Source organism: Hydrophilobacter chitinilyticus, from assembly GCF_049860745.1.
In the GTDB taxonomy this organism is placed as follows: Bacteria; Pseudomonadota; Gammaproteobacteria; order Burkholderiales; family Burkholderiaceae_C; genus Rhodoferax_B.
This window is the reverse complement of sequence record NZ_CP187561.1, coordinates 4,453,953-4,479,927: the sequence shown is the minus strand read 5'-3', so window position 1 is coordinate 4,479,927 and position 25,975 is coordinate 4,453,953. Positions and strand designations below refer to the sequence as shown.

The following is a 25,975-nucleotide window of genomic DNA, read 5'->3' as shown; positions in this document are numbered from 1 at the left end:
CGAGTGTGCGGCGGTTTGCGCTTGAAGATATTTTGACGAGGGCAGAAATTTGTTCATGCGCGGTTGGCGCTGCCGGTGCCAAAGCGTTCCAGCATGAACTCGACAAAGCGGCTCAGCTTGGGCACCGGCACGCGGTCGCGCGGGTAAACCAGGTGCATGGGCATGGGGGTGGGCATGTGGTCCGCCAGCAGGGGTACCAAGCGCCCGGCGGCCACATCTGCGGCCAGCAATACCGAAGGCTGCATCACGATGCCAAAGCCTTGCAACGCGGCCATGCGCAGGGCCTGGCCGTTGTTGGACAGCAGGCGGCTCACGGGCAGCGACTTCACCATTTGGTGGTCTTGGTCCAACAGCCAGCCGCCGCTGCGCGACCAGTGTGAAAAGCCCAGACATTCGTGTTGCAGCAGGTCGCTAGGGTGGTGCGGTGTGCCCCGGCGCGCCAGGTAGGCGGGGGCGGCGCAGATCAGCATGCCGTAGGGCCGTAGCGCGCGTGCCACCAGGCCCGAATCGGCCAAGGTGCCCACACGCACGGCCAGGTCGTAACCCTCGTCGACCAGGTCGATCACGCGGTCGTTCAAGGTCAGCTCGGCCTGCATTTCGGGGTACCGCGTCAAGAAGTCGGTGAGTGCGGGCGTCAGCATCACGCTGCCGAACGACACCGGCGCGTTGATCCGCAGCTTGCCGCGCGGGGCCATGCGCAGCGCATCGGTGCCGGCCTCGGCCTGGCGCACCTGCTCCAGGATTTGCCGACACTGCGCGTAGTAAAGCTGGCCGATTTCGGTGAGGCTTTGGCGCCGCGTGGTACGCACCAACAGCTTGGCGCCCACGCGCTGCTCCAAATGGCGAATGTGTTTGCCCACCATGGGCTGCGAAAGGCTGAACGCGTCGGCCGCAGCGGTCAGGCTGCCCTTGTCGACCACGGTCACGAAGACTTGCATGCTCACCAGCGTGTCCATGGGGTGGAGATGCCTTGATTAAAAACTATTGGTTATGAATGATGGAAATGATACGGGCTTTATCTTGATTTGATGAGTTCTGACAATGGCTTCACCCGGCCGGCTGAGGCGGACCGGCGCGTTTCAAGCATTCACCATTGAAGGAAAACACCATGAAAATTCTCGTCGTCGGCGCCACCGGCACCATTGGCCAAGCCGTCATCAGCAGCCTTTCCCCCAAACACGACATCGTGCAGGCCAGCCGTAACAGCCAGGCGTTTCCGGTCGACATCACGCAGCACGAAAGTGTGCAGGTGCTGTTCGAGCGTGTGGGCCGCGTGGACGCGATCATTTCCACCACCGGTTCGCTGCATTTCGGGCCGCTGGCCGAGATGACGGCGGTGCAGTTTCAAAAGGGCTTGCAAGACAAGCTGCTCGGGCAAGTGGATCTGGCGTTGACCGGCCAGCATTACCTGAACGATGGCGGCTCCATCACCTTGACCAGCGGCATCGTGTCGGACGAGTTGATTGCGCAGGGCGCCAACGCCACCACTGTGAATGCGGCCATCGATGGTTTTGTGCGCGCGGCGGCGGTGGAATTGAAGCGTGGCCAGCGCATCAATTCGGTGAGCCCCAACGTGTTGCAGGAGTCGTGGTCGTCGTATGGGCCGTTTTTCAGCGGCTTTGAACCGGTGGCGGCCAGCCGTGTGGCGCTGGCCTATACGCGCAGTGTGGAAGGTGTGCAGACCGGGCGCGTGTTCCGCGTTTGGTGAACGGGTGAGAGGGTGAGCGGGCGCGCTAGCGTCCTTTGCTGGCCAAGCCAGGGGCTGAGCCCGCCTTGATGCCGGCGCCGCGCACCTCCACCTGCACCTCGTCTTGTAGCGTGCCGCGCGCGTCGACCAGTTGCAGCTTGTGCCGGCCAGGCCAGGGCGACCACATCACCTCGGCGCCGCGCGCCAGTGGCTTACCGTCCACACGCCAATACAGCTCGGCGCCAGTGGCGGTCAAACGCAGGCGTTGCTGTTTGGGCGGAATGTCTGGGTCCAGCGCCAGGATGGTGCCGCTGGTGGGCGCGGTGATGCGGGCCTTGGCGGGCTGCGGAGCGGCTTCTCCCGGCGCTGCTGAATTTAAGCCATTTAGGCCTGTAGCGCTTTCTGAAGCTGCGGAGGATGCTCCAGATTCAATAGCGAACATGGTTTGCTCTGTCCCCTGCAGAAACCATTCGCTGCGGGCGGCCTCCAGTTGCTGGCCGAACTGCACTTCCTGCTGCACCAGGCCGGGCGGCACGGTGGGGGCGCGGCTGGGTTCACGGCGGTGCAGGTAACCCATCACGGCAGCCCAAATGGGCGCGGCGCCGCTGGTGCCGCTGACATCCCACATCGGCGCGCCGCTGGCATTGCCCACCCACACACCCACGGTGTAGCGCTGCGACCAGCCGAGCGCCCAGTTGTCGCGCATGTCTTTGCTGGTGCCGGTTTTCACGGCGGTCCAGAAGCGCGTGGCGAGCACGCTGTCGGTGCCGAAGGTGGGCGCGCGGGCGATCGGGTCGCTCAGGATGTCGCCGACGATGAAGGCGGCGCGGGCGTCCATGGCAGTGGGTGCGCGTGGCGGCGGTTCGGCCTCTTTGACGGCAGGGTTGCCGCGTGTGACTCCGCGTGCCGTGGTGGCCGGGGCCAGCAGCAATCGTGTGGGGCCGGCCTGGCCCAGGTTGGCCAGGCTGCGGTAGGCATTGGTCAGGTTCAGTAGCGAGACCTCGGCGCTGCCCAGGGCCAAGCTGTAGCCGTAGTAGTCGCCGCTCTCTTGCAGTGGCAGGCCCATGCTGGTCAACTGCTGGTGGAAGGACTCGGGCGACACCATCACCAGCGTGCGCACGGCGGGCACGTTGAGCGACGCGGCCAGCGCGGTGCGTACCGAAGTCCAGCCGCGAAACTGGTGGTCGTAGTTTTGCGGAATGTACAAACCACCGGCGGTAGAGATGTTGGCCGGCGCATCGTCAAGCAGCGAAGCGGCCGTGAGCCGGCGCTCGGCAATTGCCTGGCCATAGAGAAAGGGTTTGAGCGTCGAGCCGGGCTGGCGCCGGGCCAGTACGCCATCGACTTCGGACGCCGCGCTCAGCGCGCCCGATGAACCCACCCACGCCAGCACGTCGCCGGTGCTGTTGTCGAGCACCACGATGGCGCCGTCTTCCACATGCCGATGGCGCAGCTCGCGCAATTGCTGTTGCAGGGTTTTGACGGCGAAGCGTTGCAGCCCTGCGCGCAGCGTGGTGTGCACGCTGTTGCCAGCCGGTAGCGGTACGGCGCTTTGCTGCTGTGCCTGAATGGCTTGCCGAGCCGCATGCGGCGCCACGCCTTCGCTGGCGGCCAGGGCGCGCTGCTGCAACGCGGCGGTGACAAACAAGCCCAGTGCGGCGCAGTCCACCGGGCCATGCTCCAACTGTTTGAGCACACCGCAGGCGCGTTGGGCCACGCGCTGCGGTGCGGCGTTGGGCGAGCGCACCAGTGCCACGGTGACAGCGGCTTCACGCGTGCCCAGCCCGTTGGGTGCGGTGTTGAACAAGCTGCGCGCGACCGCATCGACGCCGACCAGGTCGCCGCGTAAGGGGACGAGGTTGAGGTAGGCCTCCAGGATCTGGTCCTTGCGCCAGTGGCGTTCCAGGCTTTGCGCGGCCAAGGCCTGGCCAATTTTCTGTGTGACCGTGCGGCCACCTGGACCGACGCGCCAGTCGGCATCGAGCAGGCCGGCCAACTGCATGGTCAACGTAGAGGCGCCGCGCGTTTTGGTGTTCCACAAATTCGCCCAGGCGGCAGAGGAGACGGCGCGCCAGTCAACACCGCTGTGGGCGTAAAAACGCTGGTCTTCGCTCAGCACCAAGGCCGAGCGCAATGCCGGCGAAACATCGGCCAGTGGCACCCAACTGCCGCGACGCACTCCCGTGTTGGTGCGCTGGCGCTGCAGCACATCGCCCTCGCGCGACAGCACCAAAGTGTCGGACGAACGAAAGTCTTCGCGCACTTCATCAAACGACGGCATGGCGCTGGCTGCTTGGCCGGCCGCCATCAGCAGCGCCAAGGCGATGGCCGTCGAGCACAGGGGGAATGGCCGCATGGGTTTTAGCTTCGGCCGTAAACCATCAACACCGCGCCTGCCGGAAAGCTGCGGCTGCTGATGAGTTGCAGGTCCATGGGCGTGGTGAACAGCGGCAAACCCTTGGACAGGGCCACGGGGTGCACGATCAGCAGCATCTCGTCGATCAACTGATGGCGCAGCAAACCCTGCACAAAGCTGGCACCACCGTGCACCAGAACCGGCCGGTCGTTAGGCGCTGGTTCTTGTAGAAAACGCTGCAGTGCGTGCGGCGCATCGCCGCGAGCAATGGTGGTGTCGGCCCATGTGGCCTCGGCCAGTGTGTTGGAGAACACTAGCTTGGGGATGCTGTTCATGGGCTCGGCAAACACCTCAGTCGACGTGGGCCAGTAGGCCGCCATTTCCTCGTACAGCGCGCGGCCCATGGCGTGCACACCGGCTTCGCGCAACTGCGCCACTTCCCAGGCTTTGAGTTCATCGTCGTAGGTGCGAAAGACCCAATCCATGGCGTCGCCACGGGCCGCGCAGATGAAACCATCGAGCGAGATGTGCAGCTTCAAAATGACTTTGCGCATGTTGATGTTGACCCTTGGTCTTGTAAATATTTGTGTTGTCTAAAGCAAGACTGATCGGCAAAAAAATGCTGCCCAGGAAGCAGTCTGGCACAGCCGCAGGATCTCCAGGCGTTTGACCGCCAACGCGTTGACCCACCTGAAGTCGCCATTCAAAGCGCTGTGGTCTGTTGCCTCCAGTTGGGCTGGATTGTCGCCCTGTTGCGCGTCGCAATTCTCCGGGTGGGCGAGGTTTTTTTGGCGCGTGTGTTTTGACGTTCGAATGCGCCAGCGTGCTGTCATTTTTTGCAACCTCTTGCTGGCATTTCCGTCAGGCAGGAAGCGCCACTTTCATGGGGGCGGTGCTATTCTGATTTGTAGCGGCAACCTTATTTGTAGGACGCGACGCTCCGTGCGGATGTGCTGGTGCAGTTGCCCTGTGGTCGGTGCGTCAGCAGGAAAGGGGAAATACATGCTTCCTCGCCAATGGACTCTTCGCACCGCGTTGTCTCTGCCGTTTGCCTTGGTCATGTCGCTGGTGATTTTGCTCATGGCGTTGACGCATTACCGCTCGGTCAATCAAATGGGCGAGCACGAGGCGGTGAACTTCTTGCGCTCCAGCAACGCACAGGTGGCCAGTGAACTCAACCGTTTGCTGGCGCTACCGTTTCATCTGCAGCGGTTGGCCGCCTTGCAGATTGCGCGCGCCCGGTATTACACGCCGGGTGATCTGCGCGCAGTGCAGCAGTATCTGGAGCAGTCGTTCAACGCGGTATATTTGAGCGACGACACGCATGTGAGCATGGTGCAACTGGGCACTGAAAACGGCGACTTCGTGGCCGTGTCGTTTCGCCCCGAAGACGGCATGGCGCTGCACCTGAAAGACCAGCGCACGGGGGGCGCGCTGGTGGTCACCGACATGCATACCGGCCGCGTCAAGCGCAGCAACACGGGCTACGACCCACGCGTGCGGCCCTGGTACCGGCCTGTGGCCGAGAGCCACACGGCGCGCTGGACACCGCTGTACGCGGGCGGCACCAATCCTTTGGATGTGGGCATTTCGGCAACCTATCCATTGTTTTCGGAAGACGTCGATAGCGCTGGGCGGCGCCGGTTTCTGGGCGTGTTGGGTTCTGACATCAGCTTGCGTTCATTGAACAAGGTGTTGGCCAATGCTCCTCTGGCGACGACGTTTCATTCCGATGTGTCGTACATCGTCGAGATGGGGGGGCATCTGGTGGCGCAATCGGATGGAGGGCCGTTGGTCAGGCCATTGAAGGGTGGCGGTGGCGCGCCGAAATCCACATCCTCCACGTTGTTGATGGCCAGTGAGAGTCCGAATTCTCTGGTGGCGCAAAGCGCGGCGATCTTGGGGCCAAACCACCATGAAGAGGCCACACACCGCCTGCGTGTGCAAGGGCGTGACTACGTGGTGCAAGTGGCGCCGTTTGTCGATCCCAAAGGCATCGACTGGCGCTTGGTCTCGGTGGTGGCAAAGGATGAGCTCACACGTGCTAGCACACGCGAAGCCAACTTGGCCTTGTTGGTGGCAGCGGTATTGGCCGTGCTGGGGTTGTACCTGGCTTTGGCGATTGTGCAGACGGTGGTCAAACCCATTGAACAAACAGCGGTGGCCGCTAAAAGCTTGGCGTTGGCGGACAAGGAAGAACTTGAGTTGGAACGGCAAGCCACGCGAATCCACTCGCGTGTGGCGGAAGTTGCCCTGCTGGTGGAGTCATTTCAAGGTATGGCGCAACGTATTGCCGAGCAGATGCTGCACTTGAAACACCTGGCACTCAGAGACCGTGTCACCGATCTGCTGAACACCCGCGGCATTGCCGATGCGGCGCGTTGGTCGGGTACGCGACGCGTGATGGTCGTGAAGCTGGGCGTGGGCAACTATGCCGTTGTGACGGCGTTAATGCCTCCCAGTTTTGCCGACGAGTTGGCCCGCGCCGTGGCCGCTCGCTTAAGCACTGCTGGCCGCCAAGCTTTTTTGATTGCGCGAGTCGACGGTGGGGAATTCGTGTTGCTGTTTGTAGACCTTTCTCCTGCTCAGTGCGATGGCGCTTTGGCTTTGCTGCAAGAGGCTTTTGTCGCGCCGTTTGCGGTGGGCGCGGATGACATCAGCTTGCATGCGGCTTTGGGCGTTTCGCTCTCAGAATGCAACGCGACCGAGGTTTCGACGCGTTTGCTGCCAGAGGCCAGCCTGGCACTGGCTTCTGCGGGGCGGCGGGCGGGCCAGCCTGACCAACAAGTGGTGGTGTTTGACGACTCGCTTTATCAGCAGGCCGCCTTGGCCGCGCGTGCTGAAGTCGAGTTGCGCAACGCCGTGGCGGCGCATGAGTTTGTGGTCTATTTCCAGCCCATTGTGAACCTGCAGACCGAAGCCATCGTGGGGGTGGAGTCGCTGGTGCGCTGGCCACACCCCAAGCGCGGCATGGTGTCACCGAGCGAGTTCATTCCGCTGGCCGAAGAGTCTGGCCTGATCATCGCGCTGGGCGACTGGATTCTGCGTAAAGCCTGCGAAGAGGTCGCGGGTTTGCAACGTGTGATCGCCTTGCCTCCGTCCTTCTTTGTCAACGTCAACGTGTCAGTTCGGCAACTGCTGCAGTCTGATTTTGTGGAGGTGGTGGGCGCCGCATTGGCGGCGTCCGGCTTGGTCGCCAGCCAGTTGAAAATCGAAATCACCGAGAGCCTGCTGCTACAGGAGAACGCCTCTACGCTAGAGACAATTGCGGCGCTGCAGAGCTTGGGCGTGCGGTTTGCGCTCGACGACTTCGGCACCGGTTATTCGTCGCTGTCTTATCTCAATCACTTTCGCTTTCATGCCATCAAGGTCGACCGCAGCCTGTTGCTGGCTGGGGCCGAATCGGCCAGCGGCCGCACGATCCTGCATTCGGCACAGGAGTTGATTCGCGCGCTGAAGGCGCAAAGCGTGGTGGAAGGCATTGAAACGCGGGTCCAAGCCGCGCTGGCACGCGAGTTGGGTTTCGAGCTGGGCCAGGGCTACCTGTTCGCACGGCCCATGCCGGTGGGCGACTTGCTCAAGTTGCTGGCGAGGTCCGAGTCGTTTACTTCAACTGGACCTTGATGCCGTCCGCCAGCACGGTGATGTCGCCAATCTCATAGGTTTTGAGGCCTACCTTGAGTTCTGCTTCGGTAAAGGTGCGCAGCGGTTGGTCGCGCAGCACCTCTTGCGCGACGAGTTTGGCGATTTTTTCAACCTGCTCGGCATTGCGTCCCGTCAAGCCTTGCAGGGTGAGTTGCTCGGCTTTGGGCTGGTCGAGCAAAAGGGCGCGGGTGGCTGGGTCGTACCGCAGCGCACTGCTGATGGTGATGCTGCCATCGGTGCTGCCGGTGTCGCTTTTCAGAAACGGGCTGGCGATCGACAGCCGTGCGGTGATGGCTGCACGGTTGGCCGCTTCGTCCAGACTCAATTGCGGCTCGCTCAATCCCACCGAAGCGTAGGCGCCGTACTTGCGCGACAGCGGGAAGCGTTTGTCGAGCTGGCTTTGCAGTTCAGCGCGGCTGGCGGTGTACTCGCTGGTGAAAAAGTTGAATCCCGCCCAAGTCCCCGTGGGTGCCAGCAGCAAGCCCGCCAGCGGGGGAAGCGGCAGCAGGCGCAAGAAGAATCGACGGCGTGACGAGGTGTGGTGCATGGTGGGCAGAGATTATGAAGGGGTAAGCATGCCCTATTGGGATCGCCGGAAGGACCTGCTTGAGCCAAAACGTAGAGGGTGTCCATAGAGAGCTCCCACGGCTCGCGTGGTTCCCTCGGAGTGGGACAACCGGATACCGTTACTTACCTTTACGCACCTGTTAGTTCCAACGGGGCAAAACTGTTTCTAGATGTACTAACATTGCCGGGGTAGGGCTTCCGATCGTGTAGACGTTCTTGGAGCCGTTGTCTCCGTCTCGGCAAAGCCTTGAAAAGAAGACCAAACGGCTCGTCATGGCTCGTGTTCCTTTCTAAAACATGCCAATTTTGGGTTCTTCGCAGCTTACTTTTGCCACCTATTTCCCCCTAAGTGGTTCGCCTATCCGTCAGGTGATGTGGTCATATGACATCTGATTGGCCATCTCGGCGAGTGGACGCCATGCCCGAGATCGACGTCGGCGCTGGTGAGCAGCTGTATCTCGACTCCACAGAAATTTTGTTGCAAACCCTTGGCGTCAGCGCTGAGGGCCAGGACGCTTCGCACATCTTGCGGGTTCTGGAGAGTTTGCCGGTGTTGGTGAGCGCGCTCGACCTGGACGACCAGAACAGCATCATTTTCTGGGGTGAAGAATCCGAGAAGGTGACGGGTTACCGACGCGAAGAGATCGTTGGCAACCCTGGCGCCATGCAGCTCTTGTACCCCGAGCCGGTGTACCTTGCGCGCAAGCTGGCCGATCTGCGTGACCTGGGCTCGTCTTTCCGCGACCTGGCCTGGACCCTGACCACCCGCTCGGGTGAAAAGCGCCGCATCGCCTGGTCGACCATCGAAGGTGTGCAACTCAAACCTGGCCGACGTGAACTGTGGTGCGTGGGGCTGGACATCACTGCGCGCTCCGAGGCTGACCGCCTGTTGCGCGACCGCGACAAGCTGCTGAACTCGGTGTTCCGCCACTTGCCGGACATGATCCTGCTGAAAGATGGCGACGGCCGCTGGCTGCTCAGCAACCCCGCCGCGCGCGCCGTGTTGGGCCTGAGCGAGCAAGACGTCTACGGTTTCACCAACCTGGAAATCGCCGACCGCAACCTGCCCAACAGCGACGGTTTGCGCCACAGCGCCTTGGCGGAAGAGGCCACCTGGCAATCGGGCCGGGCCTCGCACATGCAAGAAATTGCCGACGACGGCCACGGCAACGTGCACACCTTTGACGTGGTGCGCGTACCCACCTTTGGTCGACGCGGCCAGCGCCTGCATTTGCTGGAAGTGCGCCGCGACATCACCGACCAACGCATTGCGGCTACCAAGCTCGAATTGGCCGGCCGTGTGCTCGACCAGAGCACCGACGGCATCATGATCACCAACGAGTCGAACAAGATCATGATGGTGAACAACGCGTTCACCGAGATCACCGGCTACAGCGCCAACGAGGTACTGGGCCACGACCCTCGGTTGTTGTCTTCCGGCCAACACGACAAAGCCTTCTACAGCGACATGTGGAAGACCTTGGCCAACGACGGCCGCTGGGCGGGCGAAGTGTGGAACCGGCGCAAAAACGGCGCGGTGTATGCGCAGTGGATGAACCTCTCCGCCTTGCGCCAACGCGCGCACGGCGAAGTCACGCATTACGTGGCCTCGTTCTCCGACCTGAGCTCACGCAAGGCCGACGAAGAAAAAATCGCGCTGCTGTCCACACAAGACGTGATCACCGGCCTGTTGAACCGCAACCAGACCGCACGCACAGGTTCACAAGAACTGAAGCACGCCAAATCGTCGCACGAGCAAGTCGCCTTGATCGTGCTCGACGTGGACAACTTCAAAACGTTGAACGACTCGCTGGGCCATGATGCTGGCGACCAGTTGCTGCGCGAAGTCGGAGCGCGCCTGCGGGCGGTGGCCGAAGACCACGCCGTGGTCGGCCGCCTCAGCGGCGACGAATTTTTGGTGCTGAAGCGCGGCGTGCAAGGCACGGCCGAAGCAGCCCACCTTGTGAACGCCTTGATGGCCGCCGTGGGCCAGACCATGACCTTGGTGGATTTGCCGGTGACGGTGTCCATTACCGCTGGCATTGCCATGTTTCCGGCCGATGGCGAGCAGTTTGATGCCTTGTTTGGCCGCGCCGATTCGGCGCTGTATGCCGCCAAACGCGCCGGCCGTGGCACCTACCAGTTTGCCAACGCCACCATGAACGAGGCCGCGCTGGAGCGGTTGCGCATCGAGTCGGCATTGCGCCAGGCGATTGAGAGCGAGACCCTCAGGCTCGAATACCAGCCGCTGATCCACCTGCCCAGCGGGCGCATCATCGGCACCGAAGCCTTGTGCCGCTGGGACCACCCCGAGCGCGGCGCCATCCCGCCGGGCCTGTTCATTCCCATTGCCGAAGACTGCGGCCTGATCGAGGCGCTGGGCGGCTGGGTGCTGAAAACGGCGGCCAAACAATTGCGCGTCTGGCACGACGCGGGCCACCCTGAATTGATCATGGCGGTGAACCTGTCTGCGCGCCAGTTCCAGCGTGGCGTGGTGCTCAAGCAGGTGGAAGAGGCATTGGCCGAGTCTGGCGTGCTGCCGGATCGCCTGGAACTGGAACTGACCGAGAGCGTGCTGCTGCACGACGGCGAAGCGGTGATGACCGTGTTGCGCCGCCTGCAAGCCCTGGGCGTGCGCCTGTCGATTGACGACTTCGGCACCGGCTATTCGAGCTTTGCCTACCTGCGCCGCATCAAGTTCGACAAGATCAAAATCGACCAATCGTTTGTGCGCGACCTGATCGACGACCCCGACAACGCCGCCATCGTGCGTGGCTTGATCTCGTTGGCGTTGGGCCTGCGCCTGCAGGTGTTGGCCGAAGGCGTGGAGACCGAGGCCGTGGCCCAGCGGTTGCGCCATATGCAGTGCACGTATGCGCAAGGCTATTACTTCGACCGGCCGTTGCGGCCCGAAGAGTTTGCCCAACGGCTGCGTAAGGCTTAGGTTTGCGGCAGGTGGGGGGAGGCGCTCAAACCACGCGGTTTGGACTTACGTTCTTTTTCAATTTTCTTGAAAGCCCCGCCAAGACTGCCAAAACCTGGCTTGCGTCGGTAGCGGAGTGTGTTTTCGTGTCTCCGCCTAGACGCGGCAACCCGGCCAAATCCGGACGGGTTTTCGAGATCGGTTCTAATCGCTACCTGCCGACCTAGACCTGAGAACGTGTAACTACGTTCTTAAGCCAGGGAAAACTCCTTGCGCCAGGCCGGTCCGCCGACCCATTCGGTCAAAATTGCACCAATTTGGCGCATGCCCGGCGAGTGATGTGAGCTGATCCTCCTCGCCCCACCCATTTCGATTTGTTGTCGTTGCACCCTATGGTGCAAAGGAATTCATTTTTTTGCGCATGAACTTCAGCAGTTCAAAACTCGTTCGTTTGTTGGATGATGCCGCCCCCGGCGGGGTCGAGGCGTCGCGCCAGGACTCCGCTGAGCGGCTGAGCCAATGGGTGGGGGTTTTCGATGCCGTCACGCTGCACGCCAAGCACCAGTCGATGAAGGCGTTGGGCGAGCAAGCCCCCGCGACGGGCGCGGGCAAGGTTGGCAAGGTCAGCCTGCAGGAACAATTCGACCAGGTGCGCGCCACGCTGGAGCAGTCCATCACCGCGAAACACGTGGCGGCGGTGGATGCCCCCAGCCCACGCGCGCCGCGTCTTGCGGCGTTCCAACGGCAGGTGGTGGTGGCAGAGGCGTCAGAGCCCGTGGTCGATTTCGCGCTGTACCGCCAGCGCTACCTCGACCAGCAGCGCAAGATGGAACTGATGATCGAGCCGTTGCGTGCCCATGTGCAACAAGCGTTGTCGGCGGCATCACCAGAGCTGCGCCAATTGGCCGCGTTGGACGCCATGTGGGCGCAAATGCTCGAAGTGCGCGAGCAAAAGCTGCTCTCCACTGTGCCCACCATGTTGAAGCAGCGCTTCGATGCGTTGCGCAAAACACATCAAGACGATGCCTCGCAGGCGCCATGGCTCGACGCCTTTGGCCACGAGCTACAAGAAGTTTTACTGGCTGAACTGGACACCCGGTTGCAGCCCGTTTTGGGATTGATAGAGGCGTTCAACGCCGCTCCACAAGAGGTTAAGAAATAAGAATGAACAGGATTGTTTTCGCCGCTGTTTTTGCCATCGGCCTGGCCACCGTGGGCTGGGTTGGCATGGGTTTTGTGGGCACCAGTGGGTTGGCCTTGGCCATGACCTTGGTGATCGCCGCCGTGTATGTGCTCGGTGCGTTTGAGGTGTTGCAGTTTCGGGCCGCCACGGCGGCCTTGTCCGCCGCGCTGACGGACACCACGCAACCGCTGGCCGATATCGCCGCATGGCTCAACCGTGTGCCTGCCGCGCTGCAAAACCCCGTGCGCTTGCGCATCGAGGGTGAGCGCGCTGCATTGCCGGGCCTGGCCCTCACGCCTTACTTGGTGGGCCTGTTGGTGATGCTGGGCATGCTGGGCACCTTCCTGGGCATGGTGGTCACCTTCAAGGGAGCGGTATTTGCGCTCGAAGGCTCTACGGATTTGCAAGCCATCCGCACGGCTTTGGCTGCGCCCATCAAGGGCCTGGGCTTGGCATTTGGCACCTCGGTCGCCGGTGTGGCCGCATCTGCCATGCTGGGCCTGCTGTCGGCCATCGCGCGGCGTGAGCGCCTGGACGTGGTGCGCCTGCTTGACACCCGTGTGGCCACCGTGTTCAAGCCCCTGTCGCTGGGCCACCAACGCCAAGAGGCCTACAAAGCCCTGCAAGTGCAGGCGCAAGCCTTGCCCCAAGTGGTAGATCGCTTGCAGGCCATGATGGACGGCATGGAGTGCCGCAGCCAGCAACTGGACGCGCAGCTGCAAAGCCAGCAGGCGCAGTTCCACCGCGACGTGAGCGTGGCCTACACCGACCTGGCGACCCGCGTGGGTACGTCGCTCAGAGACAGTCTGGCCGCCGGTGCCCAAGCGGCCGGCGACAGCATCAAGCCCGTGGTCGAAGCCGCCATGGCCGAGATGGCGCAGGAGTCCAAGCGCATGCACCAAAGCGTGTTCGACGCTACGCAAGCCCAGTTGACCGGCTTGTCCGGTGCGTTTGGCGACACGGCCCGCACGGTCAGCGACGGTTGGACCACTGCACTGCAAACCCACGCCAACACCAGCGCGCAGCAGGTCGAAAAACTCGACCTCGCCTTGCAAGCCTTTGCCCAAGCTTTTGAGCAACGCGCCAATGCCTTGTTGATCTCGGTAGGCGATGCGGCGACCAAGTCGCAAAGCGACCAACACGCGGCTGACCAGCAGCGTCTGCAAAGCTGGACGCAAGGGCTGGCCACCATGGCCGCCACGCTGCAAACCGAATGGCAACAAGCCGGTGCGCAAACGCTGGCCCAGCAGCAGGCCGTGTGCGAAACACTGGAGAAGACCGCTGGCGACATTACCGCACGTGCCAGCGCACAAGCCAGCCAAGCGATGGGCGACGTGACCCGGCTGCTGGCGCAATCTGAAGCGCTGGTGCAAACACGCATAGCCGCTGAAGCCGGTTGGGCGCAACAGCAGGGCGAGCGCATGGACCAACTCGCCGCACTATGGCGCACCGAGTTGACAGCACTGCGTGAAGCTGAAGCCCAGCGCGGCCAAGCGGCAGTGGATCGCTTGGGCGAATTGCAAGCCGCCTTGGCCAGCCACCTGACCAGCGTGCACGACGTGACGGCCAAGTCGCAAACCGACCAAGCCGCCGCAGACCAACAACGTCTGCAAGCCTGGACGCAAGGCCTGGCGCACATGGCCGCCACGCTCAAAGCTGAATGGCAACAGGCTGGTGCCGAAACGCTGGCCCAGCAAAACGCCGTGTGCCTGACCCTGGAAAAAACCGCTGGCGAAATTACCGCGCGCGTCAACGACCAAGCTAGCGCAACGCTGGACAACATCGCCGGTCTGCTCGACAAGTCCGAGTCGCTGATCAGCTCACGCGTCGAAGCTGAAACGCGTTGGGCCGCGCAGCAAGGCGAGCGCATGGACCAATTGGCGGGCCTGTGGCGTACCGAACTCAGCGCGCTACGCACGGAAGAAGCCGCGCGCGGCCAAGCCGCTGTGGAGCGTCTGGGCGAATTGCAAACTGCGCTGGCCAGCCATTTGGCGACGCTGCACGACGTGGCTGCCAAGACTCAAACCGACCAGGCGTTGGCCGAGCAGCAGCGCCTGCAGGCCTGGGCGCAAGGTTTGGAGACCATGGCGACCACGCTCAAGAACGAATGGCAGCAGGTGGGGGCGCAAACCCTGTCCCAGCAAAGCGCCGTGTGCCTGAGCCTGGAAAAAACCGCCGCCGAAATCACCGAGCGCGTGAACGGCCAAGCCAGCCAGACGCTAAACGACATTGCCGGTCTGCTGGACATGTCTGAAACCTTGATCGTTTCGCGCGTGGAAACCGAAGCGCGTTGGACCGAACAACAAGGCCAGCGCATGGACGACCTGGCCAACCTGTGGCGCAGCGAACTCAGCGCACTGCGCAGTGAAGAAGCGGCGCGCGGCCAGGCCGCTGTGGAGCGCTTGGGCGAGTTGCAGGCCGCCATGGCGGGCCAATTGGCTACCTTGGGTGCGGCACTTGAAAACCCGATGACGCGCCTGATGCAAACCGCTTCCGAAGTGCCACAAGCCGCCGCCGAAGTGATTGCCGAATTGCGCGGCGAGATGAGCCGGCTCACCGAGCGCGACAACCAGGCCCTGGCCGAGCGCACCGAGTTGGTCGAAAACATCAACACCCTGCTGCAAAGCTTGAACCAGGCCTCGGGTGAACAACGCGCAGCGATCGAGTCGCTGGTGGCGTCTGCTGAAGCCACGCTCGGCCAAGCCAGCAACCGCTTTGCTGAAACCTTGGGTACACAAGCCGGTTCGGCATCTGACGCTGCCGCGCATGTGGCCGGCAGCGCGGTGGAACTGGCCAGCCTGGGTGAAGCCTTCAACCACGGTGTGCAACTGTTCAGCGCGTCGAACGAAAAACTCATCGACAGTCTGCAGCGCATGGAAGGCGTGATGGGCCAGGCGGCCGCCCGCAGCGACGAACAATTGGCCTACTACGTGGCGCAGGCGCGCGAGGTCATTGACCTGAGCATTGCTTCGCAACAAGGCATTGTGGAAGACCTGCGCCGACGTGACGCCAAAGCCGCTGCAGTCACCACCACCACCTCCTCCACAGCCTCCAAGGAAGCGGCTTGATGAGCAGCCAGGACGACAGCCTAGTCTCTGATGACGGCCTGGAGCAAACCGCTCCGGTGTGGGCCGTTTTTGGCGACCTGATGGCCGGCTTGCTGGGCGCGTTTGTGCTGGTCTTGGTGGGCGTGTTGGTGGTGCAGATGGACCTGGTCACCAACCTGCAAGCCGAAGTGCAAAAACGCCAGGTGGAAGAGCAGCGCCGCATGACGCTGGAAAAAGCCCTGGCCATTCCGCTGGCCAGTGGCCGCGTGACGTTGAACAACGGGCGCATCGGCATCAGCGGCAATGTGTTGTTCCCGGTGAACTCCGACCAGTTGCGCCCCGATGGTCGCCAACTGCTCAAGAGCCTGGTGCCCGCGTTGCAAGCCTACCTGGGCGAACGCGACGACATGCTGATGGTCAGCGGTTTTACCGACGACAAACCCATCCAGGAAGGCAACCGCCGCTTCGCCGACAACCTGGAGCTTTCGGCCCAGCGCGCGCTCACCGTGTCGCGCGCCATGATCGAAGAGGGCATGCCGTCGTCGCGCGTGTTTGCTGCGGCTTTTGGCGCCGAGCAACCTGTGGCTACTAACGCCAATGAACAAGGCCGTACGTTGAACCGCCGTGTGGAGATGGCCCCCGTGCCGCGTTCTGCAGGTGTGAAAACCGCTACCCCCTGAATGCAGTGACCGCCTTGAACGATTTAGCCGTGTCAGAGTTGGAAGCCGCCCCGCAGTCTTGGCAGACTGCGCTGGACGATTTGCGTGCAAAAGATGCTCAGCGCATCGACCCGGTGCGCTTCCATTTCATCGAAGCCATGGCGCAACGTTTACCCCAAGCGTCTGCCGCCGTTCAACCCATTCTGGAGCGTAAGCTACTGGCTGCGTTGACGGCTTATGCTGAACGCTCCACCCAAGCTCAAAAGCAAGCCGACAGCGCATTGGCGCAACGCCCGCGCACGGTTTCCAAAGCGGCCACAGCCGTCGCCACGCCGCTGACAGAACTGAACCAATACATCCTGCAGGCTACACAACACGACACGGCGCAGACCAAGCCCGGCGGTCGCCCCGCTCGCGAGCTGAAAAGCGTGCGCCGCTTCAGAGAAACCTATTCAAAAATCGCTGCGGTACAGCAGGTAGAACGCGCCTTGGTGCGCGCGCCAGAAAACGCTGGCCCGCTGAACTCGCACATGCTGGTGCTGCATTCGCTGGCGCTGATGCGTGGCTTGTCGCCTGATTACTTGCGGCGTTTCATGTCGCATGTCGATACCTTGCTGTGGCTCGACCAGGCGAACCAAAAACCCGCTCCCGCAGAGGTCAAAGCTGCCGCGCGCCGAGGCCAAGGCAGCCGGGCAAAGAAGTAAAACGGTTTGTCAGTCGGCTCGTCAAGCGGCTAAGGCTGTTTGAGCATCTCGCGCAGCATGGCGTTGAACTGTTCTGCGGTTTCGTGCCGCACCAGCGCTGGGCCGATGACGGGTGGAAACCAAAAGTCCGGCGCCGCTTCGGCGTGGTAGGTGAGCTTGGTGCCGGTACCGTCGGCTTCGAGGCGCATCACGCTTTCCAGGTGGGAGACATTACCGCCGACGCCATGCGCGCGAATCTCGTTCGGTGGGCTGAGGTAGATCTCACGGACCGATTCGTACTTGCTCGAAAAAACGCCGTAGCGCGCCACGCCGGTCTGCGTGATCTTGAGTTTGTTTTCGCCGCGCTCGGTGATCTGGCTGCTGGTGAGATTGGGCACAAAGCTGGCCATGTGTTCGAAGTCGGTGAGCACCGCCCAGGCGCGCGCAGGGGGTACGGGCGCATGCATGGTCAGGTCGACGATGAAATGGTCGCCGGAGCGCTCGACCTGGATATCGCTCTCGGCCACCACGGGCGGTTCGTCGGCTGCAACGGCCACATGCGCGGCATGTGACAGCCCCAGAAAAACGGTCAAGACCGTCAACCTCAGCGCGCGTCCTTGGTACATGGCATCCCCTTGGTTGTGCTGAAGCCAGTTTAGAAGCTAATGCATTTGTAAGCACCCCTCCAGCGAGGCTGTTGCTTTTACGGCGATGCTGATCTAGTCGTTGGCAAAACTGTACGGACCACCACGCTGCAGCGCCTGTTGGTACGCGGGCCGCGCATGGATGCGTGCCAGCCACGCCATCGCCTTGGGGCGGCTGGCATCCAGCCCGGCGCGCTGGCGCGCAGCTTCCAGCGGAAAGCTCATCTGGATGTCGGCGGCGCTGAATTCGGCGCCAGCGAGCCATTCGCTGCGCTGTAGTTCCGCCTCGATGAAATCGAGTTGGCGCTTGAGGTTTGGGTCTACCAAGGTGCCCAGCACTTTGTCGGCAATGGCGCTTGCAATCGGCTTGGCGAAGAACGGCATCTTGGTGGCCTTGATGCGCTCGAACACCAGTTTCAGCAGCAGTGGCGGCATGGCGGAACCCTCGGCAAAGTGCAGCCAATAGCGGTAGCGCAAGTGCTCGGGCGAGCCTACGGCAGGCAGCAAGCGACCATGGGCGTAGCGCTCAAGGATGTACTCGATGATGGCGCCAGTCTCGGCCACCGTGACGTCGCCATCGGTGATCACCGGCGACTTGCCCAGTGGGTGCACTTGGCGCAACTCGGGCGGCGCCAGCATGGTGTCAGGGTCGCGCTGGTAATGCTTGATCTCGTAGGGCAGGCCGAGTTCTTCAAGCAGCCACAACACGCGCTGCGAGCGGGAATTGTTGAGGTGGTGGACGGTGATCATTGTTTGCGTATTTGTGAGCCAATAGATGAAGCGGTAGCGGCATTGTGAAGCTTCGTTGCCGCGCCTGCATGCAGGCCCTGTCCCACATGAGAGTCAGGTGACACCGACATGACACGCACGCCTCGCCCCACAGGCCACGCCGTGGGCCGTCCCTACAGTGGCTTCACTTGCCGTAGCAACTGATACGGAAGCTGAAAAAACACTTGAACGCCATTTTTGAAATTGAGGTGACATCCTATGAACAAGACTTTCAAACTCCTGCTCGCTTGTGCCCCCATCGTTCTGTTGACCGCCTGCGGTGGCGGCGGTGACGACAACCTGGACGACCGCGTTGACATTGCCGACCCCAAGGTGCGCCTGGTGCACGCCGTGCCGTTGGCACCCAATGTGGCGCTGTACCGCGACAACGTGTTGCAAGCCGATGCGGCCAACCTACCTTACAAGGGCGCCTCGAAGTACTTCGATGTTTCCACCTCCACAGCGACCTGGTCGGTGCGCACCACCACGGGCGATGTGGCGGTGGGCCAGCAAAATTTTGAAACCACGCGTGGCAACAAGTTCACCTTGGTGGCCGTGCCGGATTCGGGCACCGGCAGCGAGTTGCTGTTGATCCGAGACCCTTACAACAAGAGCCTGACCAGCGACCGTGCACGCATCCGTGTGTTGAACGCAGCTTTCAACGCCCCAGACGTGGACGTGTATGTGACCGAGCCCAACGTCGACCTCAGCGCAGTTGCACCCAACTTCGCTTCGGTGGACTACAAAGCGGCTGAGCCCAAGTCGGGCAGCGACTCTAACGAGTTCTCAGGCGGCAACCACGCCTATGTGCTGACCATCACGGCGGCGGGCTCCAAGGTACCGGTGTTCCGCGCGCCCATCACTTCGCCCGACAACGGCGACTGGATTGTCACGCTGCTGCCGGGCTCGTTGGTGCCGTTGAACCTGAAGGTGTTGTTGGTGAAGGCCAACGATGCGGCCAGCACTTCTGAAGAAGTTTCTAACGCGCTCTAAATCAAACCAAGCAAGCGCTCTCGCTCCCCTCTTTGGGCCCTCTCGGCATTTCGCTGGGCGGGCCCTTTTTTGCGGTCAGCTTCAGTGGTTTACCAAAACGACCTTGCCTAACACCGCGCGTCCATCCAGCAAGGCATAGGCCTTGGGCAAATCGGCCATCGGCAAGCTCGCGTAGATGGCCGGCTTGATGCGCCCGGTGAAGTACCATTGCACCAGCTCTGCCATGGCGGCAGCATTGGCCTTGGGTTCTTGTTTGGCAAAGCCACCCCAGAACACACCCACCACCGATGCGCCTTTGAGCAGCGCCAGGTTGAAGGGCAGGGCGGGGATGGCGCCGCCCGCAAAACCCACCACCAGGTAGCGGCCGCGCCAGGCAATGGAGCGAAACGCCGGCTCGGCCAAGTCGCCGCCTACCGGGTCGTAAATCACGTCGGGGCCTTTGCCTTCGGTCAGCGTCTTCAAGGCATCGCGCAGGTTTTCTGTGCTGTAGTTGATGGTGGCGTCGGCGCCCAGCGTTTTGCAGAAGGCGCACTTTTCGTCGGTTGATGCGGCGGCGATCACGCGGGCTCCCACGGCCTTGGCAATCTGGATGGCCGAGGTGCCCACGCCGCCCGCCGCGCCCAGCACCAGCACGGTTTCCCCGGCTTTGAGTTGGGCGCGATCCACCAGCGCGTGGTGCGAGGTGGCGTAGGTCATGGTGAAGGCTGCGGCGTCGGCAAACGGAAAACCATCGGGCAGCGGCATACACACGGCTGCGGGCGCGATGGCGTGGGTGCCAAAGCCGCCGGTGCCGGTGAGCGTGACCACGTTCTGCCCCGGGCGCAGGTGGCGCACATTGGCCCCTACGGCTTCCACCACACCCGCAAACTCGGCGCCCGGCACGAATGGCAGCGGCGGCTTGAGTTGGTATTTGTTCTGCACGATCAGCAGATCGGGGTAGTTCAGGCTGGCGGCTTTGATGGCCACGCGCACTTCGTCGGGGCCGGGCTCAGGCGTGGGCAGTTCTTTCCAGGTGAGGGCGCCTACCCCAATCGGGTTCTCGCATAACCAAGCGTGCATAGGATGTCTCCAGTCTGTGGTGTCTGTATGTGGTGTCTGTATGTGGCGTCAGCGATTCTCAAAGGTTCATGTGTTCATCATAGGCCCCACCTACAATGCCCGTTGCTCATGAAAATCCTCATCTCCAACGACGACGGCTACCAGGCACCCGGCATCGTCGCCCTGTACGAAGCCCTGAAAGACGTGGCCGAAGTCGAAGTGGTCGCGCCTGAACACAACAACAGCGCCAAGTCGAACGCACTGACGCTGGCCGCGCCGCTGTATGTGCACACTGCGCACAACGGCTTTCGCTACATCAACGGTACGCCGGCAGACTGCGTGCACATCGCGCTGACTGGCCTCTTGGGCTATCGGCCAGACCTGGTGGTTTCAGGCATCAACAACGGCGCCAACATGGGCGACGACACCATCTACTCCGGCACCGTGGGTGCGGCCATGGAAGGTTATCTGTTCGGCGTGCCAGCGATTGCGTTTTCGCAAACCAAGCGCGGCTGGGAACACATCGAAGACGCGGCCCGTGTGGCGCGCGAACTGGTGCAACGCATGCTGCAGCAGCAACTGGTGGGCGCACAGCCCTGGCTGCTGAACGTGAACATTCCCAACCTGGCTTACGCCGATATCAAGCCCATGAAGGTGTGCCGCCTGGGGCGGCGCCATGCGGCCGAAAAAGTCATCACCATGACCAGCCCACGTGGCGAAACCATGTATTGGATTGGCGATGCTGGCCCGGTCAAGGACGATGCCGACGGTACCGACTTTCACGCCACCACGCAGGGCCATGTGGCCATGACGCCGTTGCAGGTCGACCTGACCGACCACGAGCACCTGCGCTACTGGGCGCAGACGGCGGCGCAGTTGGTTGGCGACAAATAAGGGTCGCGACGGCATGGCACAACGTCCCAGCTTTCCCGCCCGCATCGACCTGCATTCGGGCAAACCGACCGGCAAAACCATTACCCCTGCGCCTACTCCTAAAACGAGAGCGGCCCCTGCAACTGCAGCAGGCGTCAACGGCCTGAATCCGTTAAGAAAAACCAACACGGCCACAGCCGTGGCGTTGGCCCCGGGGGCGTCGTCGTTGGCGCCGCGCGGCTTTGGCATGGACTCTGCCGCCATGCGCGCGCGCCTGGTGCAGCACCTGGCCAACACCGGCATCAGTTCCAAGGCCGTGCTGCAGGCCATTGGCACGGTAGAGCGCCACCGCTTTGTGGACACCGCGCTCGTCAACCAGGCCTACGAAGACACCAGCCTGCCGATTGGCCTGGGCCAAACTATTTCCAAGCCGAACGTGGTGGCGCGCATGATCGAGTTGCTGCTGCAGTCCGAACTGGCCAGCCGTGGTCCGCTGACGCGTGTGCTGGAAATCGGCACCGGCTGCGGCTACCAGGCCGCCGTGCTGGCGGAGTTGGTGCGCGAGGTCTACAGCATCGAGCGGCTGCGCGGCCTGCACGAAAAGGCGCGCGCCAATTTGCGCCCGTTCAAATTAGCCAACGTGCATTTGCTGCTGGGCGACGGCATGTTGGGGTATCCCAAGGGCGGCCCCTATGCAGGCATCATTTCGGCCGCCGGGGGCGAAGCCGTGCCCCAGGCCTGGCTGGAACAACTGGCCGTAGGCGGGCGCCTGGTGGCACCTACCGTCACCGGCACAGGCCAGCAGGCGCTGGTGGTGGTGGATCGGACAGTACACGGTCTGACACAACAGGTGCTCGAGGCGGTTCACTTTGTCCCCTTAAAATCAGGCATTGCTTGAAGGAATTACTCATGGTTGGTTTGCGTGGTCAAGGGTGGAAAACCGGCTTGTTGCTGGTAGTGGTCGCAGGGTTGGCGGGATGTTCGTTTTCAAACAACGCGCGGCGCACGGCGCCCATTGAGGAGCGTGGTACGTACTCCTCGTCAAACGGTGAAGCGGGCGCCACCGAAGTCGCTCCCGTGAAGCCTCTGCCCGGCGCCGAAAACGCCGGCCGTCCGGGTTACTACACCGTCAAGCCGGGTGACACGTTGATCCGCATTGGCCTAGACAACGGCCAAAGCTGGCGCGACATTGCGCGCTGGAACAACCTCGAAAATCCCAACATCATTGAAGTCGGCCAAGTGCTGCGCGTGGTCACCCCAGGCGCCACGCCAAGCGGTGACAACGGCGTGGTGACGCGCCCGGTCACGTCGTCGACGGTCACTGCCGCATCGGCTGCATCTTCGGGTGCTTCGACTGCCACGGCAGCGTCTTCCGCTGCCTCGGCTGCGGCCGCCGCCAATGCCGCTGCTGCCAGTGCTGCGGCAGCAGCCAAACCCGCCCCAGCACCTGCTGCTTCAGCCGGTGCTGATGACGTGGCCTTCATCTGGCCCGTGAGCGGCGCCCTGCTGAACGGTTTCGACGAAGCCAAGAACAAGGGCCTGGACCTGGGCGGCAAAGCTGGTGACCCCGTGCTGGCCGCCGCTGATGGGCGTGTGGTTTATGCCGGTGCTGGCCTGCGTGGTTATGGCAACCTCATCATCTTGAAACACAACAACACTTTCCTTACCGCTTACGCACACAACCAAACGCTCTTGGTCAAAGATGATCAAACCGTGCGCAAGGGCCAGAAGGTGGCCGAAATGGGCAGCACCGACGCCGACCGCGTGAAGCTGCATTTTGAAATCCGTCGTCAGGGCAAGCCGGTCGATCCGGCCAAGTACCTGCCCGCCAGGTAGGAACACCATGAAGAAACCCAACGCTGCCGGCCAGAAAATGGACTTGGACGCGTTGGGTGCTCCGGTGCCAGGCGATGGGCCGGATGCTCATCAAGCGCCGCCGTTCACCGAACTCCCCGATCCCTTAGACCCCGCCAGCCTGGGGGAGCCAGACGCCGCAGCGCTGGCGGCTCTTGCAGCCCTTTCGGCCAGCCTTGACAACGGCGGGCAAGGCGAAGCCTCCTCTCCACCAGCTTCTTCGAAGCGCAGCAATGCTCCATCGTCGCGCAATGCGGACGGGTTGGACGCCATCTCCAGCGCCTCGGCCGCAGCGGGCGATGGCGGCGACATCCTCACCAAGTATTTACGCGACGTGCGCCGCACCACGTTGTTCACACCCGCCGAAGAATTCGAGATGGCCACGCGCGCGCGCAGCGGCGACTTCGAGGCGCGCCAGGCCATGATCGAGCACAACCTGCGCCTGGTGGTGAGCATTGCCAAGTTCTACCTCGGCCGGGGTGTGCCCTTGAGCGACCTGATCGAAGAGGGCAACCTCGGGTTGATGCACGCCATTGACAAGTTTGAGCCCGAGCGCGGTTTCCGTTTCTCGACCTACGCCACGTGGTGGATCCGCCAGTCGGTGGAGCGTGCGGTGATGAACCAGGGTCGTGTGATCCGCTTGCCGGTGCACGTGGTGCGTGAACTGCAGCAGGTGCTGCGTGCGCGGCGCACGCTGGAGAACGACTCGGCCTTTTCGGCGCTGCGCCCGGACGGCGTGCGCGTGGAAGACGTGGCCAGTCTGTTGGGCCGCGACCCACACGTGGTGGCCGATTTGCTGGCGCTGGCCGAAACCCCGCGTTCGCTGGATGCCTCGCTGGACCGCGCCGAAGACGGTGGCAACATCGGTGATTCGCTACCCGATGAGCAGGCCATCGACCCTTCTAACACCACGCAGGATCACGAAGTGGGGCAACTGCTTGACCAATGGGTGGGCATGTTATCGGTGCGCGAGCGTGAGGTGCTGGACGCCCGCTACGGTCTGCACGACCGCGAGCCTGAAACGCTGGAAGTGCTGAGTGAGCGCCTGGGGCTGACGCGTGAGCGTGTGCGGCAGATTCAGGTGGAAGCGTTGCGCAAACTGCGCCTGCACCTGGGGCGCAACGGTATTGGCAAAGACGCGTTGTTCTGAGCTGCGCGGCGTTTAACCCGCTCCCAAAATAGAAGCGGCCTACGCACTTGCACAGTGCGTAGGCCGCTGTTTTTGCTTAAAACGTCTAGAGCGTTCTAAGGCGATGAAACGTTAAACGCCTTTTTCCAGAAAACGCTGTGCATCCAGCGCTGCCATGCAGCCCGTACCAGCGCTGGTGATGGCTTGGCGGTAGATGTGGTCCTGCACGTCGCCAGCAGCAAACACACCCGGCACGCTGGTCATGGTCGCAAAACCCTGCAGGCCTGAACGCGTGACGATGTAGCCGTCTTTCATCTCCAACTGGCCCTGGAAGATGTCGGTGTTGGGCTTGTGACCAATGGCGATGAAGCAGCCGTGCACGGCGATGTCTTTGGTGCTGCCGTCTTGCGTGCTCTTGACGCGCACACCGGTCACGCCGGAGGCGTCACCCAGCACTTCGTCCAGCGTGTGGAACAGCTGCAACTCAATCTTGCCGGCAGCCACTTTTTCCATCAGCTTGTCGACCAAAATTGCCTCGGCCTTGAACTTGTCGCGGCGATGGATCAGCGTGACCTTGCTGGCGATGTTGGACAGATACAACGCCTCTTCCACGGCGGTGTTGCCGCCGCCCACCACGCAAACTTCTTGCTCGCGGTAGAAGAAACCGTCGCAGGTGGCGCAACCCGACACACCGCGGCCCATGAAGGCAGTTTCCGATTCGAGCCCCAGGTACTGGGCAGATGCGCCTGTGCACAGGATCAGCGCGTCACAGGTGTAGCTGCCGCTGTCGCCTTTCAGGCGGAAAGGGCGTTGGCTGAAGTCCACCTCGTTGATGTGATCAAAGATGATTTCCGTCTTGAAGCGCTCGGCGTGCTCCAAAAAACGCTGCATCAACTCAGGGCCTTGCACACCAGCCACATCGGCGGGCCAGTTGTCCACCTCGGTGGTGGTCATCAATTGGCCGCCTTGTGCGATGCCGGTGATCAGCACCGGATCGAGGTTGGCACGTGCGGCGTAAACCGCAGCGGTGTAGCCGGCGGGGCCGGAGCCGAGAATGAGGACCTTGGCGTGTTTGATGGCTGACATTGATAAAAACCTGTAGTTAAATGCGGTGGTTGCCGTGTACAGTTTGCGTCTGGTTACAGAACTTCAAGCCAGAACGGACCACCTGCGTGGTTACCCTTGGCGAGAATTTTGCCTTGTTTGTAATCACCTGCCCCCAGATGGGGCCTAAGGAAGGATTTTTGATGTCGATGTTGTCAAATCTGGATCTGCTATTGCGTGTACCCCTGTTTTCGATGATGACACCGGAACAAGCAGAGGTAGTGGCCCGAGCCGTCATCAAGCAAAAATTCAAACGCGGTGAAATCATTGTCGAACAAGGCCGCAAGTCGAATGCCTTGTACATTGTGCTCAGCGGCCGGGCGCGCGTGCTCACCACCGATTCGCGCGGCCGCGAAGTCATTTTGGCCACGTTGCAGACCGGCGACTACATGGGCGAGATGAGTCTGATCGACAACGAACCACATTCGGCCACCGTGCTGACCGAAGTGCCCACCGACTGCCTGATGCTCGGCCGTGCCGAGTTTGACCATTGCCTGAGCGAAAACGCCGCCATGGCGCGCGCCGTGATGACTGGCCTGGTCAAGCGCCTGCGCCGTGCCGACCAGAAAATTGAGTCGCTGGCGCTAATGGACGTGTATGGCCGTGTGGCCCATGTGCTGCTGGAGCAAGCCGGCGCCGATGCCGATGGCCAGATGGTCATCAAGGAGAAGATTTCCCGTCAGGATGTGGCCAAAATGGTGGGTGCCTCGCGCGAAATGGTCAGCCGTGTGATGAAGGATCTGGAAGAGCGTGGCTATATTGAGAGCCGCGATAACGGCTCCATGGCCCTCAAATCAGTGCTTGGCACTCTGGCCTAGCCAC

The 25,975-nt window shown here is 62.2% G+C and carries 21 protein-coding genes; 13 read left to right on the top strand and 8 right to left on the bottom strand.

All coding sequences use genetic code 11. The annotated features are described in order from the left end of the window. Positions 1-53 precede the first annotated feature (53 nt). The gene (locus ACPWMG_RS19885) at positions 54-956 is read right to left on the bottom strand and encodes a LysR substrate-binding domain-containing protein (protein WP_483301216.1); all 903 of its coding nucleotides are present in this window, start codon (positions 954-956) and stop codon (positions 54-56) included. A gap of 152 nt (positions 957-1,108) precedes the next feature. On the opposite strand from ACPWMG_RS19885, the gene ACPWMG_RS19880 reads away from it, so the two are divergent. Beyond that, positions 1,109-1,708 (top strand): short chain dehydrogenase, encoded by a 600-nt coding sequence (locus tag ACPWMG_RS19880; protein ID WP_483301215.1) that lies wholly within the window; start codon positions 1,109-1,111, stop codon positions 1,706-1,708. A 25-nt stretch (positions 1,709-1,733) separates the two neighbouring features. On the opposite strand, the gene pbpC is transcribed toward ACPWMG_RS19880, so the two are convergent. Together pbpC and ACPWMG_RS19870 are read right to left on the bottom strand one after the other, a co-directional pair. Next, a complete protein-coding gene (gene pbpC, locus ACPWMG_RS19875) occupies positions 1,734-4,043 on the bottom strand; it encodes a penicillin-binding protein 1C (protein WP_483301214.1) in 2,310 nt (769 codons plus the stop codon). 5 nt (positions 4,044-4,048) lie between these two features. After that, positions 4,049-4,597: a dihydrofolate reductase family protein gene (locus ACPWMG_RS19870; protein ID WP_483301213.1), complete on the bottom strand. Its 549-nt coding sequence runs from the start codon at positions 4,595-4,597 to the stop codon at positions 4,049-4,051. A gap of 448 nt (positions 4,598-5,045) precedes the next feature. Here ACPWMG_RS19870 and ACPWMG_RS19865 point away from each other — a divergent pair, with 448 nt between their 5' ends. Further along, on the top strand, positions 5,046-7,667 hold the full coding sequence (locus tag ACPWMG_RS19865) for a bifunctional diguanylate cyclase/phosphodiesterase (RefSeq protein WP_483301212.1): 2,622 nt from the start codon (positions 5,046-5,048) through the stop codon (positions 7,665-7,667). Here ACPWMG_RS19865 and ACPWMG_RS19860 read toward each other — a convergent pair. Next, a complete protein-coding gene (locus ACPWMG_RS19860) occupies positions 7,648-8,235 on the bottom strand; it encodes a DUF1439 domain-containing protein (protein ID WP_483301211.1) in 588 nt (195 codons plus the stop codon). The two genes, ACPWMG_RS19865 and ACPWMG_RS19860, sit on opposite strands and share 20 nt — an antisense overlap. A 438-nt stretch (positions 8,236-8,673) precedes the next feature. Between ACPWMG_RS19860 and ACPWMG_RS19855 the strand changes: the two genes are divergently transcribed. The 5 genes from ACPWMG_RS19855 (at position 8,674) to ACPWMG_RS19835 (ending at position 16,771) form a co-directional block, all read left to right on the top strand. Then, positions 8,674-11,199 carry a sensor domain-containing protein gene (locus ACPWMG_RS19855; RefSeq protein WP_483301210.1) on the top strand — a complete coding sequence of 842 codons (2,526 nt, stop codon included), beginning with the start codon at positions 8,674-8,676 and terminating at the stop codon, positions 11,197-11,199. A gap of 400 nt (positions 11,200-11,599) precedes the next feature. Continuing rightward, positions 11,600-12,340: a DUF3348 domain-containing protein gene (locus tag ACPWMG_RS19850; protein ID WP_483301209.1), complete on the top strand. Its 741-nt coding sequence runs from the start codon at positions 11,600-11,602 to the stop codon at positions 12,338-12,340. Between the two features lie 2 nt (positions 12,341-12,342). Beyond that, entirely contained in the window at positions 12,343-15,429 is a 3,087-nt protein-coding gene (locus ACPWMG_RS19845) for a DUF802 domain-containing protein (protein ID WP_483301208.1), read from the top strand. Then, a complete protein-coding gene (locus tag ACPWMG_RS19840; protein ID WP_483301207.1) occupies positions 15,429-16,088 on the top strand; it encodes an OmpA family protein in 660 nt (219 codons plus the stop codon). The genes ACPWMG_RS19845 and ACPWMG_RS19840 overlap by 1 nt, the downstream gene beginning before the upstream one ends. 14 nt (positions 16,089-16,102) lie before the next feature. Next, entirely contained in the window at positions 16,103-16,771 is a 669-nt protein-coding gene (locus ACPWMG_RS19835; protein ID WP_483301206.1) for a DUF2894 domain-containing protein, read from the top strand. Between the two features lie 29 nt (positions 16,772-16,800). On the opposite strand, the gene ACPWMG_RS19830 is transcribed toward ACPWMG_RS19835, so the two are convergent. Both ACPWMG_RS19830 and ACPWMG_RS19825 read right to left on the bottom strand, forming a co-directional pair. Then, positions 16,801-17,376, bottom strand: a complete 576-nt coding sequence (locus ACPWMG_RS19830) for an SRPBCC family protein (protein ID WP_483301205.1) — start codon at positions 17,374-17,376, stop codon at positions 16,801-16,803. Positions 17,377-17,469: 93 nt separating this feature from the next. Beyond that, complete coding sequence (locus ACPWMG_RS19825) at positions 17,470-18,144, bottom strand: glutathione S-transferase family protein (protein ID WP_483301204.1); 675 nt, start codon at positions 18,142-18,144, stop codon at positions 17,470-17,472. A 237-nt stretch (positions 18,145-18,381) separates the two neighbouring features. Between ACPWMG_RS19825 and ACPWMG_RS19820 the strand changes: the two genes are divergently transcribed. Then, positions 18,382-19,155 carry a DUF4397 domain-containing protein gene (locus ACPWMG_RS19820; protein WP_483301203.1) on the top strand — a complete coding sequence of 258 codons (774 nt, stop codon included), beginning with the start codon at positions 18,382-18,384 and terminating at the stop codon, positions 19,153-19,155. 81 nt (positions 19,156-19,236) lie between these two features. Here the strand turns inward: ACPWMG_RS19820 and ACPWMG_RS19815 are convergent, their stop codons facing one another. Next, on the bottom strand, positions 19,237-20,214 hold the full coding sequence (locus ACPWMG_RS19815) for an NADPH:quinone oxidoreductase family protein (protein ID WP_483301202.1): 978 nt from the start codon (positions 20,212-20,214) through the stop codon (positions 19,237-19,239). A gap of 108 nt (positions 20,215-20,322) precedes the next feature. On the opposite strand from ACPWMG_RS19815, the gene surE reads away from it, so the two are divergent. Genes surE through ACPWMG_RS19795 form a run of 4 tightly spaced genes read left to right on the top strand, consistent with a single transcriptional unit; the run spans position 20,323 to position 24,070 of the window. Continuing rightward, positions 20,323-21,087 carry a 5'/3'-nucleotidase SurE gene (gene surE / locus ACPWMG_RS19810; protein ID WP_483301201.1) on the top strand — a complete coding sequence of 255 codons (765 nt, stop codon included), beginning with the start codon at positions 20,323-20,325 and terminating at the stop codon, positions 21,085-21,087. Positions 21,088-21,100: 13 nt separating this feature from the next. Further along, positions 21,101-21,964, top strand: coding sequence for a protein-L-isoaspartate(D-aspartate) O-methyltransferase (locus ACPWMG_RS19805; RefSeq protein ID WP_483301200.1), 864 nt, complete (start codon positions 21,101-21,103; stop codon positions 21,962-21,964). 11 nt (positions 21,965-21,975) lie between these two features. Beyond that, positions 21,976-22,902 carry a peptidoglycan DD-metalloendopeptidase family protein gene (locus ACPWMG_RS19800; RefSeq protein WP_483301199.1) on the top strand — a complete coding sequence of 309 codons (927 nt, stop codon included), beginning with the start codon at positions 21,976-21,978 and terminating at the stop codon, positions 22,900-22,902. A 7-nt stretch (positions 22,903-22,909) separates the two neighbouring features. Then, positions 22,910-24,070, top strand: coding sequence for a sigma-70 family RNA polymerase sigma factor (locus ACPWMG_RS19795; RefSeq protein WP_483301198.1), 1,161 nt, complete (start codon positions 22,910-22,912; stop codon positions 24,068-24,070). A 111-nt stretch (positions 24,071-24,181) separates the two neighbouring features. On the opposite strand, the gene trxB is transcribed toward ACPWMG_RS19795, so the two are convergent. Then, positions 24,182-25,135 (bottom strand): thioredoxin-disulfide reductase, encoded by a 954-nt coding sequence (gene trxB, locus ACPWMG_RS19790; RefSeq protein ID WP_483301196.1) that lies wholly within the window; start codon positions 25,133-25,135, stop codon positions 24,182-24,184. Between the two features lie 161 nt (positions 25,136-25,296). Between trxB and ACPWMG_RS19785 the strand changes: the two genes are divergently transcribed. Continuing rightward, positions 25,297-25,971, top strand: a complete 675-nt coding sequence (locus tag ACPWMG_RS19785) for a Crp/Fnr family transcriptional regulator (RefSeq protein WP_483301195.1) — start codon at positions 25,297-25,299, stop codon at positions 25,969-25,971. Positions 25,972-25,975 lie beyond the last annotated feature (4 nt).